The sequence below is a fragment of the Ornithinimicrobium sp. F0845 genome (assembly GCF_023015765.1).
Classification (GTDB): Bacteria; Actinomycetota; Actinomycetes; order Actinomycetales; family Dermatophilaceae; genus Ornithinicoccus.
Genome location: NZ_JALKAL010000015.1, coordinates 1 through 12,345, shown reverse-complemented (window position 1 = coordinate 12,345; position 12,345 = coordinate 1). Strand labels below are relative to the sequence as shown.

The 12,345-nt window shown below is 71.0% G+C and carries 12 protein-coding genes and 1 tRNA gene; 8 read left to right on the top strand and 5 right to left on the bottom strand.

Annotated elements, in window-relative coordinates; all coding sequences use genetic code 11:
• Positions 1 to 35: 35 nt before the first annotated feature.
• From eno to MWU75_RS17000, 5 genes are all read left to right on the top strand, one after another.
• Positions 36 to 1,322, top strand: a complete 1,287-nt coding sequence (gene eno, locus MWU75_RS17020) for a phosphopyruvate hydratase (protein WP_247093168.1) — start codon at positions 36 to 38, stop codon at positions 1,320 to 1,322.
• 100 nt (positions 1,323 to 1,422) lie between these two features.
• Positions 1,423 to 1,974 carry a septum formation initiator family protein gene (locus MWU75_RS17015; protein WP_247093166.1) on the top strand — a complete coding sequence of 184 codons (552 nt, stop codon included), beginning with the start codon at positions 1,423 to 1,425 and terminating at the stop codon, positions 1,972 to 1,974.
• Positions 1,955 to 2,491: a DUF501 domain-containing protein gene (locus tag MWU75_RS17010; protein WP_247093164.1), complete on the top strand. Its 537-nt coding sequence runs from the start codon at positions 1,955 to 1,957 to the stop codon at positions 2,489 to 2,491. The genes MWU75_RS17015 and MWU75_RS17010 overlap by 20 nt, the downstream gene beginning before the upstream one ends.
• Positions 2,488 to 3,429: a Ppx/GppA phosphatase family protein gene (locus MWU75_RS17005; RefSeq protein WP_247093162.1), complete on the top strand. Its 942-nt coding sequence runs from the start codon at positions 2,488 to 2,490 to the stop codon at positions 3,427 to 3,429. The genes MWU75_RS17010 and MWU75_RS17005 overlap by 4 nt, the downstream gene beginning before the upstream one ends.
• 24 nt (positions 3,430 to 3,453) lie before the next feature.
• Positions 3,454 to 4,281, top strand: coding sequence for a uracil-DNA glycosylase (locus tag MWU75_RS17000; protein ID WP_247093160.1), 828 nt, complete (start codon positions 3,454 to 3,456; stop codon positions 4,279 to 4,281).
• Positions 4,282 to 4,297: 16 nt separating this feature from the next.
• Here MWU75_RS17000 and MWU75_RS16995 read toward each other — a convergent pair whose 3' ends face one another.
• A complete protein-coding gene (locus tag MWU75_RS16995) occupies positions 4,298 to 5,080 on the bottom strand; it encodes a hypothetical protein (protein ID WP_247093158.1) in 783 nt (260 codons plus the stop codon).
• Positions 5,081 to 5,185: 105 nt separating this feature from the next.
• Here MWU75_RS16995 and MWU75_RS16990 point away from each other — a divergent pair.
• Positions 5,186 to 5,259 (top strand) — tRNA-Leu (locus MWU75_RS16990).
• Between the two features lie 85 nt (positions 5,260 to 5,344).
• Here the strand turns inward: MWU75_RS16990 and MWU75_RS16985 are convergent.
• From MWU75_RS16985 to MWU75_RS16975, 3 genes are read right to left on the bottom strand one after another with little or no spacing between them, the layout of a single operon-like run.
• A complete protein-coding gene (locus tag MWU75_RS16985) occupies positions 5,345 to 5,989 on the bottom strand; it encodes an FMN-binding negative transcriptional regulator (RefSeq protein WP_247093156.1) in 645 nt (214 codons plus the stop codon).
• A complete protein-coding gene (arfB, locus tag MWU75_RS16980; protein ID WP_247093154.1) occupies positions 5,990 to 6,469 on the bottom strand; it encodes an alternative ribosome rescue aminoacyl-tRNA hydrolase ArfB in 480 nt (159 codons plus the stop codon).
• A 4-nt stretch (positions 6,470 to 6,473) separates the two neighbouring features.
• The gene (locus MWU75_RS16975; protein ID WP_247093151.1) at positions 6,474 to 8,948 is read right to left on the bottom strand and encodes a M14 family zinc carboxypeptidase; all 2,475 of its coding nucleotides are present in this window, start codon (positions 8,946 to 8,948) and stop codon (positions 6,474 to 6,476) included.
• Positions 8,949 to 9,136: 188 nt separating this feature from the next.
• Between MWU75_RS16975 and MWU75_RS16970 the strand changes: the two genes are divergently transcribed.
• Together MWU75_RS16970 and MWU75_RS16965 are read left to right on the top strand one after the other, a co-directional pair.
• Positions 9,137 to 10,060, top strand: coding sequence for a Bax inhibitor-1/YccA family protein (locus MWU75_RS16970; protein ID WP_247093149.1), 924 nt, complete (start codon positions 9,137 to 9,139; stop codon positions 10,058 to 10,060).
• A gap of 5 nt (positions 10,061 to 10,065) precedes the next feature.
• Complete coding sequence (locus MWU75_RS16965; RefSeq protein WP_247093147.1) at positions 10,066 to 10,374, top strand: hypothetical protein; 309 nt, start codon at positions 10,066 to 10,068, stop codon at positions 10,372 to 10,374.
• Positions 10,375 to 10,440: 66 nt separating this feature from the next.
• Here MWU75_RS16965 and MWU75_RS16960 read toward each other — a convergent pair.
• A partial coding sequence (locus tag MWU75_RS16960) for an HNH endonuclease signature motif containing protein (protein ID WP_247093145.1) occupies positions 10,441 to 12,345 on the bottom strand: 1,905 nt, incomplete at its 5' end.

Sequence of the window (12,345 nt, the reverse complement as noted above, 5' to 3'; positions counted from 1 at the left end):
CGACCGGACGTGTGCATCCCCAGCAAGGAGTAGTCGTGGCTGTCATCGACGCGATCATCGCCCGCGAGATCCTGGACTCTCGCGGCAACCCGACCGTCGAGGTCGAGGTCGGCCTGGACGACGGGACCGTGGGCCGTGCGGCCGTGCCCTCGGGCGCGTCCACCGGGGCCTTCGAGGCCGTCGAGCGTCGGGACGGCGACGAGGGCCGATACCTCGGCAAGGGCGTCGAGCAGGCAGTCACCGCAGTGATGGACGACCTCGAGCCGCGGCTGCTGGGCTTCGAGGCCAGCGAGCAGCGCCTCGTCGACGCGGAGATGCTGGCCGTCGACGGCACCGACAACAAGGCCGAGGTCGGCGCCAACGCGATCCTCGGAGTCAGCCTGGCGGTGGCCCACGCCGCGGCGGACTCCGCGCAGCTGCCGCTGTTCCGCTACGTCGGCGGCCCCAACGCGCACCTGTTGCCGGTCCCGATGATGAACATCCTCAACGGCGGCTCCCACGCCGACTCCAACGTGGACATCCAGGAGTTCATGATCGCCCCGATCGGCGCCGGTTCCTTCCGCGAGGCGCTGCGCTGGGGGACCGAGGTCTACCACGCGCTCAAAGGGGTGCTGAAGGAGCGCGCGCTGAGCACGGGCCTCGGTGACGAGGGTGGCTTCGCGCCCAACCTGGAGTCCAACCGGGCCGCGCTCGACCTCATCGTCGAGGCCATCGGCAAGGCCGGCTACACCGCCGGCAGCGACATCGCGCTGGCCCTCGACGTGGCCGCCAGCGAGTTCCACGACGACGGCGTCTACACCTTCGAGGGCGGCAGCAAGAGCGCCGAGGAGATGATCGACTACTACGCCGAGCTCGTCGACAGCTACCCCCTGGTGTCGATCGAGGACCCCCTGAACGAGGAGGACTGGGCCGGCTGGAAGGCGATGACCGAGCGTCTGGGCGACCGCGTCCAGCTGGTCGGCGACGACCTGTTCGTCACCAATCCCGAGCGGCTGCAGCGCGGCATCACCGAGGGAGTCGGCAACGCGCTGCTCGTCAAGGTCAACCAGATCGGCACGCTGACCGAGACGCTCGACGCGGTGACCCTGGCCCAGAGCAACGGCTACCGCTGCATGATGAGCCACCGCTCCGGCGAGACCGAGGACGTCACGATCGCCGACCTCGCGGTCGCCACCAACTGCGGCCAGATCAAGACCGGGGCACCGGCTCGCTCCGAGCGCGTCGCCAAGTACAACCAGCTCCTGCGGATCGAGGAGGAGCTGGACGACGCCGCGGAGTATGCCGGCGCCGCAGCCTTCCCGCGCTTCACCCCGTCGGCCTAACCACCTGGCCGGCGGCGGCCCACTGACCCACCACCCGGACAGACCGCGCAGAACCTCACAGACCCAGCACACGACATACTCCCCGGAGGAGGACGAGCAGATGGCCACCACGCGAGGCCCCGGCCGCGGCTCGTCCCGTCCTGCCGCCAAACGGCCCGCGCCGCGGGCGAAGGCGGCCAGCGCACCCCGGACCGCGGCCCGCTCCACCTCCTCCAGCGGCAGCGCCCGACGACAGACGCCGCCGCACCTGTGGCGGCTCGGCGCCCTCATCGTGCTCATCGGGTTCCTCGCGCTGTTCCTGACGCCTACGCTGCGCGGCTACCTCGACCAGCGCGCCGCGATCTCCAAAGCGGAGCAGCAGATCGCCGCCGAGCAGGAGGACATCGCCCGGATCGAGAGCGAGCTGGAGCGGTGGGAGGACGACGCCTATGTCGAGCAGCAGGCCCGCGAGCGGCTGCGTTTCGTCAAGCCCGGTGAGGTGGCCTTCACGGTGCTCGACGACACCGGTGAGCAGCTGAGCGAGCCGCTCCCGGGCATGACACCGCTCACGGAGGACACGCACGCCCACCGCCCCTGGTTCGGCCAGGTCTGGGAGTCGGTCGTCACCGCCAACGAGGGCCTCCCGGAGACCGATGTCGCCGAGCGTCCCTGACCACCACGAGGTCCCCACCGACGAGGACCTGCTGACCATCCAGCGGCAGTTGGGCCGCCCCGCGCGCGGCGTCGTGGCCATCGCCCACCGCTGCCCCTGCGGCTGCCCCACGGTGGTGCGCACCGAGCCGCGGCTGCCCGACGGCACCCCGTTCCCGACCTCGTTCTACGCCACCTGCCCCCGCCTGACCGGTGCCATCTCCACGCTGGAGAGCGAGGGGATGATGCGCGAGATGACCGAGCGGCTCGGGCAGGATGCCGAGCTGGCCAGGCAGTATGCCGTGGCGCACGAGGACTATCTCGCCCGCCGGGCGGAGCTCGGGTCGGTGCCCGAGATCGAGGGCATCTCGGCCGGTGGGATGCCGACCCGGGTCAAGTGCCTGCACGTGCTGGTCGCCCACTCACTCGCGGTCGGACCGGGTGTCAACCCGCTCGGCGACGAGGCGCTGGCGGCACTGCCGGAGTGGTGGCACGACGGGTGCTGTGCCGAACCGCAGGAGACCGAGGAGACCTCATGACTCGTGTCGGCGCGATCGACTGCGGCACCAACTCGATCCGGCTGCTGATCGCCGATGTCGGCGCTGGCGGGCTCGAGGAGGTGCACCGTGAGATGCGGATCGTCCGGCTCGGTCACGGCGTCGACGCCACGGGGCGGATCGGGGCGGAGCCGATGGCCCGCACGTTGACGGCAGCGGCCGACTATGCGGCACAGTGCGAGCAGGCGGGCTGTGAGTCGGTGCGTTTCGTGGCCACCTCGGCCTCGCGCGACGCCGCCAACGCCGACGAGTTCGTGTCCGGGGTCACCGAGGTCTTCGCGGCGTTCGGCACCAGCCCCGAGGTGATCACCGGTCGGGAGGAGGCGGAGCTCTCCTTCGCGGGGGCGACGACGGGCCTGACGGGAGGACTGGCCCCTTACCTGGTCGTCGACATCGGTGGTGGCTCCACCGAGTTCGTCCGGGGCGACGGGGCGGTCGAGCAGTCCGCCTCGGTCGACATCGGCTGTGTCCGGATGGCCGAGCGGCACCTGAGGAGCGACCCGCCGTCCGAGGCCGAGATCTGGCCGGCCCTGGGGGACATCACGATGGCCGTCAACAGCGCCGCCGAGGACGTCGACCTCACGGGGGTCGGGACCCTCGTCGGCGTGGCGGGCTCGGTGACGACCGTAACCGCGCACGCGCTGCGGCTGGACTCCTACGACAGCGCCCGCATCCACGGGGCAGAGATCCCGGTCGACCAGGCGATCACCGCGTGCACGGAGCTGGCCCAGATGAGCCGGGCGGACCGCGCCGCCCTGCCCTACATGCACGAGGGCCGGGTCGACGTGATCGGGGCCGGCGCACTGGTGTGGCGCAGCATCATCCAGCGGGTCCAGCACGACTCCGGGCTGAGCACCGTGCGCGCCTCCGAGCACGACATCCTGGACGGGATCGCGCTGTCACAGGCGCGCCCGGCCTGACCCACGGCATACTCCCTGCCCTCCATGTCCACCACCGACTCGCACCCGGTCACCGGCCAGGAGTTCCCCTCACCCGTCCCGCCCGGGACCGGGTGGCCAGGTGATCCCGCCACCGCCGACACTCCGGTGGCCCGGACCCCGGCGCAGGTGGCCCGGCTGGCCCGGCGCGCCACCACCACCGACGAGCTGGACGCAGCAGTGACCGTGTGCCGTGCCTGCCCGCGCCTGGTGCGATGGCGCGAGTCCGTGGCCACGACGGGGCGACGGGCCTCCTTCGCCGACCAGCCCTACTGGGGCCGGCCCGCCGCGGGCTTCGGCCCAGCCGGTGCCCCGGTGCTCGTGGTCGGCCTCGCGCCGGCCGCGAACGGGGCGAACCGCACGGGGCGGATGTTCACCGGCGACCGGTCCGGGGACTGGATCTATGCCGCGCTGCACCGCGCTGGCTACGCCAACCAGCCCACCGCCGAGCACGCCGGCGACGGGCTGGAGCTGCGCGGCATCCGCATCGTCTCGGCGGTGCGGTGCGCCCCGCCGCAGAACAAGCCGACGACACAGGAGAAGGCGACCTGTGCGCCGTGGCTGCACCGGGAGCTGGAGCTGGCGCTGCCGACGCTGCGCTCGATCATGGCGCTGGGCTCCATCGGCTGGGACGCCACGCTGCGGACCGTGCGGGAGCTGGGCTGGACCGTGCCCAGGCCCAAGCCCAGGTTCGGTCACGGTGCCACCGCCGAGCTGGGCACGCCGGACGGGCGGGTGGTGCGCCTGGTGGGCAGCTATCACGTCAGCCAGCAGAACACCTTCACCGGGAAGCTGACCGAGGCGATGCTCGACGAGGTCATCGCGTCGCTGTGATCGTGCGGGGCCTCGCTCAGAACCCGTAGAAGACGTCGTCCGGCGGGTAGGGCGCGCAGGTCGGCGCCAGCCGTTCCCTCTCCGCGGGCGGCAGCATCTCGATGTACCGGTTGGGCCACCAGGAGGGCTCGGGGGTGAAGAACGTCGAGATGTAGGTGCCCCGGCTGGGCTGCACCGCTGTGTTGATCGGGTGTCCGTGCGCCTCCATGCAGGGGATGAAGTACTGGTCCCAGTAGTCGTAGACCAGCCCGATCTGCTCCTCCGTCCAGTCGCGCATGTAGTCGGGGTCCGGGGTGAACCGGGCGTTGCACTGATACCAGGCCAGGTCCCACGCTGACAGCTGGTCCGCCGGTGGGGGACCGCCGGGGTAGGAGATGCCGCCGCCCTCGACCTCGACCGGGAACCCGGAGTCGCCCATGCACGCGGACATGGCCGCGTCCCACTCCGCCTTCGGGTGGACCCAGCGCTCCAGCGGCACGTCGGGGACGGGGCCATCGAGCTGGTCACCGAGCTGGGCCAGGTAGTCGGCCCGCCACTGCTCGCGGTCGGCGGACGAGAGCGTGCCCAGGGTGACCTGGACCGTTGGCTCCCAGGCCTGCGGGTCCCACCGGCCGGACCCGGCCGTCGGGGTGGGGGATGCCGGATCGGGGGGTGCGGATTCTGCGGGTGCTGGCGCCGCAGGGGGCGAGGCGTCGCCGGGCGGATCCTGGGCGTTCTCGCCGTCCCCCGAGGAGCAGGCGGTGCCGATCAGCAGCGCCGTCACGAGGACGGCTGCGCGTCGTGAACGGCTCGTCGTCATCGCCCCTCCTCTCCTGGTCGAGGCACACCCTACGACGCCCCCCCGCGTCGGCAAGACCGTCACCGGGTCGCTCAGCCGGCGGGAGGAGATGGGTAGGCTGGCGGCGCCCCCGTAGCCCAACCGGCAGAGGCAGCCCACTTAAAATGGGTCCAGTGCGGGTTCGAATCCCGTCGGGGGCACCCGTGTCGGGGGCACCCGGGAAACCGTCAGGACACCCGGAAACTTTCGGGGCACCCAGGAAACCGCCGGGACGCCCGTCGGCGGTCACCGAACCCGTCGCATCTCCTCGGCGAGGGCGGGGTTGGTGGACCCGAGCTCCTCCACGATCCGGTCCTGGACGGCCGACGGCTTGTTCTGGCTGAGCTTGGCGCGGGCGTCGAAGCGCGTGACGCGCAGCCGCAGGCCCACGGTGCCCTTGGCAGCCCGGCGGGTGCCGGCCTCGTCCTCGGACAGGCTGCGAGCGCCGGGGCGGCCGTGCTCGAAGTGGTCGGTCAGCCGGGACAGGACGGCGTAGTTCTCCTCCTCGGACAGGATCTCCGGCACTCCGTAGAGGTGGGCGGTGACGTGGTTCCAGGTCGCGACCAGGTCGCCGGGCTCGTACCAGCTGGCCGAGACGTAGTCGTGCGGTCCCTGGATGATCACCAGCACCTCGTGCTGCCCGAGCTCGTGCAGCTGCTCGTCCGGGCGGCCGACGTGACTGACGATGCTGATCGGTGGTGAGTCCTGGCCTGCGGCGGAGGGTGAGTCCTGACCTGTGGTGGCGGGTGGATCCTCATCCAGCAGCACCGGATAGTGCGAGGCGACCAGACCCTTGCTGGTCGGGGAGACGATCGTCGCCCAGGGGTTGTTGACGATGAGCCGCCTGACCTCGTCGGGGTCGGTCATCAGGTAGTGCGGTGTGTGCCTCACTCAGTGTCCCTCTCCAGTGACCCGGCCGCGACCGGCCTTGATCTGCGAACGCTGGCGCTTGGTCTCCAGTCGCCGGCGCTGGCTGCCTCGTGTGGGCCGGGTTGCCCGACGGGGCGGAGGCGGCGGAGCGGCCGCCTTGCGCAGCAGCTCGATCAGGCGCTCGCGGGCGGCCTGACGGTTCTGGCGCTGGGCCCGGTGCTCGGCGGCCACGACGACCAACTGCCCGCCGGTCAGCCGTGGTTCGAGCTGGCGCAGCAGCCGGTCGCGGGTCGCCTCCGACAGCTCGGCCACCGCGATGGACGAAGCCGGACGGTAGGTCAGTTGCACCCGGCTGTCCGTGGTGTTGACCCCCTGGCCGCCCGGGCCGGCGGCGCGGGAGAAGTGCTCCAGCAGTTCTCCCGCAGGGATGGTCATGCCCTGGGGGAGTCCCGGACCCGCCGGGACGACCAGGTCCGCGCCGGGCTGCGGCGAGCGGGCCATCGGCTCAGTCCTGGAGGGTGGACCAGAAGAGGGCGCGGCCGACGAGGGAGTACTGACCCTTGGGGTGGGCCCGGAACAGCGGCTGGCTGCCGAACAGCACGGCGGAGCCGTGGTCGTTGGTGCCGCTGACGATCACGGGAGCTCCGGCCGCGGCGTCCTGACCACCCTCTTCGGCGGTCCCCGCCCAGTGGCCGCTGACCAGGACGTCCTCGCTGGCGTAGCGCTGGTCGACGGTGATGTCCTCGCCGAGGCCGGTGAACCAGGCGGGGGAGTAGACGAAGGAGTGTGGTGTCGCGCCGCTGCCGATGGCAGTGTCGGCGCTGTCGACCGCCACCACGCCGTTGCCGTCGCCATTGCCGAGCTCGAGCGTCACGTCGAGCAGCTGGAGCTCGCCGTTGAGGCGCACACCGTGGAGGCCTCGCCCCACGAGGCCACCGCCGTCGCGCAGGAAGGAGGCCATGTCGTTGCGGGCCTCGTCCTCCAGCGAGGACCACGAGACGGCGGCGGTCGAGACGTAGAGGGCGTCGACGTCGGAGTAGTTGAAGCCGTCGTTGAGGACGGTCGCGTTGATCTCCCGGACCTCGAAGCCCATCTCGTTCAGGGCCCAGCGCTCCTCCGGGGTAGCGGCCGCCGCAACGACGAGCTCGTCGACGGGCTCACCGCTCGCCCCCACCGGGGCCGCGGAGAAGGTGACGCCGAAGGCGTCGGCCGTGGCGCGGGCCCGGTCGGCCGACTCCTCCGGGACCAGGACGGACCCGTCGGCCAGCCACTCCGCACCGGCGTCGGAGCGGGCCAGGTGGTTCAGCGCGGCCAGGTCGGCCGGGTCGTTCAGGTGCAGGAGCAGATCGCCGTCGCCCGTGACCTGACCCGTCGGCTCGGCGGACGCGATCGGCCGGCCAGCCCTCGGCATACTGCCGTCCTGGGGGATGGTCGCGACGTCCGCGCCCCAGAGCAGACCCAGGCTCCACCCGGAGATGTCATACATCGAGTCGACCCGGTCGCTGATGTCGGTGCCTGGCCCGAGGATGGTGTTCGCCAGCCCACGGCGGGCCTGGTGCATGTCGACGACGTAGCTGCCGGCCGGGTAGGTCTGGCCGTCGACGGTGACCGGCACGCGGGTGGTGCGGACCTCGACGCCATTGGCGATCAGGTGGTCGACGAGGCGGGCCGCGGCAGGGGCGGAGCGCTGCTCGTCCCCGACGGGGATGATGTAGGCGCGGGGGTACTCGGTGAGGTAGACGTCCTCGGGGCCGATCTCGGGGAACAGCTCGTCGGTGACCTCGACCGGCTCGGCCCCGGTGACCCCTCGGCGGAAGATCTCGATCTGGTCCGCCAGCAGCTCCGCGCGGTTGGCCTGCACGTAGCCGATCGAGGACGTGATCGCCGCGTGCGCGATGTTGGTGTTGATCGCCGAGCGACGGTGCAGCTCCTCCTCGGGCAGGTTGTAGCTGGCGTTGTTGACGCGCAGCGGGATCTCGACGGTGTGCGCGACGGCCCCGTGGTAGGCGGCGTACTGCGGCGTGAAGATCGGTGGCCAGTCGTCCCACCCCTCGTCCCAGTCGCGGAAGGGGATCTGGGGCGGGTTCACGCCGTCGTCCTCCGGCGTGTAGCCGAGCTCGAGCACTGCCTGCTCCATGCCCAGGCCGTTGGGGTAGGCGTGCTTGATGAACAGGTCGTACTCGTAGTTCTCGCCGTGCGGCGGGGTGGTGGGCTCGATCAACGTGCCGTTGACGTAGCCGTGCAGGTCGAGCATCACCAGCGGTTGCGTGCGGATCAACGCGTCGCGGACCGCGACGACCTCCGGCTGCGTCGCCGTGATGAAGTCGCGGTTCATGTCGAAGCCCGAGGCGTTGGCGCGCGTGTTGTCGTGGCGACCGTCGGGGTTCATCGTGATGACGAGATAGATGCGGCTCCGCTCGAGTGTCTCCACGACCTCGGGGTCGTCGCTGGTCGCGTAGTCCTCGATGAGGCGCAGCGCCGCGTCGGTGCCTTCCCACTCGTTGCCGTGGATGTTGGCGTTGATGAAGATCGGCGTCTTGTACTTGCGCGCCAGGCCCCGGTCCTTCGCGGCCTGCTGTGGCTGGGTGAGGATGCGCTCACGCATCCGCTCCTGCTGTCGAGTCTCGCCGCGGGTCTCGGGGGCGGTGAGCGTGACCAGGTAGACCTCCCGGCCGGTCACGGTCTGCCCGATCGCCTCGGCGCTGACCCGCTGGGAGCTGCGCTGCAGAGCATTCAACTGCGGTGCGATGTCGTGGTAGGGGGTCAGGCCCAGCCGGATCGCCGCGTCCGAGGAGTCCACCGGCGGCTCGGCGAGGATGTTCTGCCGGGGGTAGCCCTGGGGGGCCTCGGTGGGTGCGAGGGACACCTCCACCGCAGCGACGTCGGGGGCGGACATGGCCCCGGGCACGCCCGCTCCCGCCACGGCAAGGGCTGCCGCGGCGGTGACGCACGCCAGGCGCGCGGGTGCAGAACGCAACATCCAGACTCCGTCGTTGGAATGGCACAACCGTGCGGGGGAGTGTTCATGGTAGCCCCTGGGCACCCTCAGAAGCGAGGAATCCTGTGGACAATGAGGCCCGTGTGTGGGGCGGGAACAACCAGGGCCATCTGTTCGCTCTAAACTGTGACGTGACGACACACGCGTGCCGCTAACGAGGAGGGCCAGAGATGGCGACCAACCCTGTTTTTAACCGTATCGACAAGGAAGCCCAGCAGTACGCCGGCTTCAATCAGGCACCGCAGCAGGGCCAGGCCGCCCCTCAGGGGCACCCCCAGCAGGGCTACGGGGCCCCGCAGGGCTATGGTCCGCCGCAGGGCCAGCCGCAGATGCCGATGGGCTACCCCGGTGCCTCGGAGTCCATGAGCCCCGAGCAGCTCGAGCAGATGTACCGCCAGGCCCCCGCCGGGCCGGCGGAGACCGGTCGTCTGACGCTCGATGACGTGGTCATGAAGTCCCTGGCCCTGTTCGGGATCGTGCTGGTCGTGGCCGCCGGTGCGTGGTTCTTCGTCGGTGCTCAGCCTGAGGTGGCGATGCCGGTCTGGCTGCTGGGCATGTTCGGCTCGCTCGGACTCAGCTTTGCCATCGCCTTCCAGAAGAAGGTCAACGTCCCGCTGATCGTCGCTCACGCGGTGCTGCAGGGCATGTTCCTCGGAGCCGTGAGCGTCACCTTCAACGCCATGTGGCCGGGCGTCGTGACCACCGCCGTCGTCGCCACGATGGGCACCTTCGCGGGCATGTTCATCGCCTGGAAGGTCGGCTTCATCAAGGTCACCAGCAAGTCGCGTCGCATCTTCGGCATGATGGCCATGGGTTACCTCGTGTTCCTGCTGGTCAACCTCGGTGCCAGCTTCATGGGCTTCGGCGACGGCTGGGGCGTGTTCGGCATGGGCCCGCTCGGGATCCTGATCTCCGTGCTCGGTGTGGCGCTGGCGTCCTACTCGCTGGCTGTCGACTTCGACTCCGTGGACCGTGGCATCCAGGCTGGTGCCCCGGAGAAGTACTCCTGGCTGATGGGTCACGGCCTAGTGGCCAGCCTGGTGTGGCTCTACATCGAGTTCCTGCGCCTGTTCGCGATCCTGCAGAGCGACTGACGCACATGACCGACCCCGACCCGCGCGCGGCGCGCGAGGTGATCGGGACAGAGTTGGGGCGCGTGGTCCGCCGGTGGCAGCAGCTGCCGCTGGACCACGCGCTCTCTGTGTCTCCGCGGGTCCGCGACGTGGTGCAGGACCTCGCCGACCGCGTCGCCGCCGCCGAGAGTATGCCGTGTGCTCCGGTCCCCGACCTCGGTCCGGCTGTGCTGATGGACCAGTTGCGCGTCATGGTCTACGACTACGGCGAGGCTGGCCTGGATCCGGTGGCCCTTGCGGCGGAGCTGACCGCCCTGCGTCGCACGATCGGCTAATCAATCGCCCCTGGCTCGTGCGCCTTGGCCTCACCCTGGGCGGCGACCGTGCTGCGCGATCCGCTGTTAGAAGGGTGGTGGGGCGTCGGGGTCGTTGGTCCAGGGGGTGGTCGGTGTGGTGTTGTTGGGCCTGGTCTGGTCTGGGTCGGTGTTCTTGCTCCGGCGACGACCGGTGTTCTGGCTCTGGCGACGGGTGTTCTGGCTGCTGCGAGGGTCTGTGTCATCGCCGCTGCGGCGTGTGGTGTTGCTGGTGTGGTGGTGGCGTTGTTTCTCGTTGTGGAGGGTGTCGGGGTGGGGGTGGTAGGTGCGTCGTCCGGTGGTGGGGTTGAGGTGGGTGGTGTCCAGGATGTCCCAGGCGGTGAAGGCGTCTTCGTTCCAGGGGTTGTCGTCCTCGGCTCGTAGTGGTGCGTTGGGTGGCCGGTAGGTCAGGGCCTGGTAGATCGCGTCGTCGATGGCCTCGGCCCGGGCTTGTCCACCGGCGATGGCGTCGTCGATGGCGGTGGTGGCGGCGGCCAGGAGCTTGGTGTACTGGGTGTAGTCGTGGGTCTTGGTGCGGTAGATGCGGTCGAGCAGGGTGGTCCAGGTGACGTCGCGGTTGGCGTGGATGACCGCGTCCCAGTGTTTCTTGGTCTTCAGGTCGTGGTGGGGTTCGTCCAGGGGTTGGCCGTTGCCGATGCAGGTGTGCCCGCCGGCGGTGCCGTGTTCCTGGACGTGGTCGATCTGGGCGCGGGAGGCCGGACGCAGGCAGCCAGGCATGCGACAGAAGACGTCGGCGGCGATGATGTGGGCGCGCATCGCCTTGTCGAACTTGTAGGCCGTGGTGGAGCGCTCGATGAGGGCCCCGGTGGCCGGGTCGGTCACCAACCGGTACAGCGTCGAGCCCGGGGTCAGCGCCAGGATCCGGGCCTCCTGCCCGGACAGGAAGAGGCTGTGCCGGCCGATGACCTCCGCGACGCCGTCCTCACCGGCCGGCTCCTGCCCGCCGGCCGGGTCCGGTCCCGGCTCCGCCTCGCCCGGGTCGCCACCCGGCGGTCGGGCATCCGGCGGTCGGGCATCAGGTGGTGGGCCATCAGGCGGTGAGGCATCCGGTGGTGCGGCATCCGGTGGTGGGGCATCCGGTGGTGGGGCATCGGGTGGTGGGGGATCGGGTGGTGGGGTGTTGTTGGCGGGACAGGTACAGGGGCAGGTGCAGCCGGGTGGGCGTGCGAAGGCTGCGGGTAGGGGGTGACCGGCGGCGTCCATGGTCCCGGGCTGGGTGTCGGCCTCCACTCCGTGCCCGGTGGTGGTGTGGGGGCCGGTGGTGCCGAGCAGGGTGGACAGGGGGACGATGACGTTGAGCTGGGCGGGGGGTAGGGCGCCCAGGATCTTGGACAGTTCCGCGGCCTGTTCGACGCTGACCCGGTCGGGGTCTTCGGGTAGGTCGGTGGTGTCCAGGGTGCCGTGCAGCAGCAGGGCGGTGGCGAAGGCGGTGCGTAGTTGTCGCAGGGTGCGGGGCTCGCCGGCGGCGCGGGCCGCGCGAGCGGCACGTTCGATGCGGTCGGCTACCAGGGCGCCCTGGGTGGGGGTGCAGGCGATGGACAGGGTGGCGGTGCCTTCCTTGTCCAGGCGTAGCCGGACGTCGGCGTTGGCCGCGGCCCGTTCCCGGGCCTTGGCGGCCTGCTCGGGGTCGCGGCTCTTGACCTTGCCCACTTCCCGGTCCAGGGCCCGGTTGAACTCGGTGTGGGGCCAGGGCCCGCCGGTGAGCTGCCCGGTGGAGTCCAGGCGTTCGGTGACCGCGGCGCCCGGGTCGTGGCCGAAGAAGCCGTTGGCCAGGGCGGCAGCGTCGGTGGTGTCCAGGTCGGCGCAGGCGCGGTGGTAGCGGCGCACCAGCGTCCAGCCCGCTTCCCCGGCGGCCATCGCACGCTCGACCGGGCCGGTCACCGCGGCCGGGGCGGTGGCCAGGGACACCAGGTCGGTGATCTCGCCGGTGGC

What these genes read in the sequence shown, in the direction of transcription:
- MWU75_RS17015 (WP_247093166.1), top strand. Translation starts at nt 1,423, where the DNA reads ATGGCCACCACGCGAGGCCCCGGCCGCGGCTCGTCCCGTCCTGCCGCC.
- MWU75_RS17010 (WP_247093164.1), top strand. Translation starts at nt 1,955, where the DNA reads ATGTCGCCGAGCGTCCCTGACCACCACGAGGTCCCCACCGACGAGGAC.
- MWU75_RS17005 (WP_247093162.1), top strand. Translation starts at nt 2,488, where the DNA reads ATGACTCGTGTCGGCGCGATCGACTGCGGCACCAACTCGATCCGGCTG.
- MWU75_RS17000 (WP_247093160.1), top strand. Translation starts at nt 3,454, where the DNA reads ATGTCCACCACCGACTCGCACCCGGTCACCGGCCAGGAGTTCCCCTCA.
- MWU75_RS16995 (WP_247093158.1), bottom strand. Translation starts at nt 5,080, where the DNA reads ATGACGACGAGCCGTTCACGACGCGCAGCCGTCCTCGTGACGGCGCTG.
- arfB (WP_247093154.1), bottom strand. Translation starts at nt 6,469, where the DNA reads ATGGCCCGCTCGCCGCAGCCCGGCGCGGACCTGGTCGTCCCGGCGGGT.
- MWU75_RS16975 (WP_247093151.1), bottom strand. Translation starts at nt 8,948, where the DNA reads ATGTTGCGTTCTGCACCCGCGCGCCTGGCGTGCGTCACCGCCGCGGCA.
- MWU75_RS16970 (WP_247093149.1), top strand. Translation starts at nt 9,137, where the DNA reads ATGGCGACCAACCCTGTTTTTAACCGTATCGACAAGGAAGCCCAGCAG.
- MWU75_RS16965 (WP_247093147.1), top strand. Translation starts at nt 10,066, where the DNA reads ATGACCGACCCCGACCCGCGCGCGGCGCGCGAGGTGATCGGGACAGAG.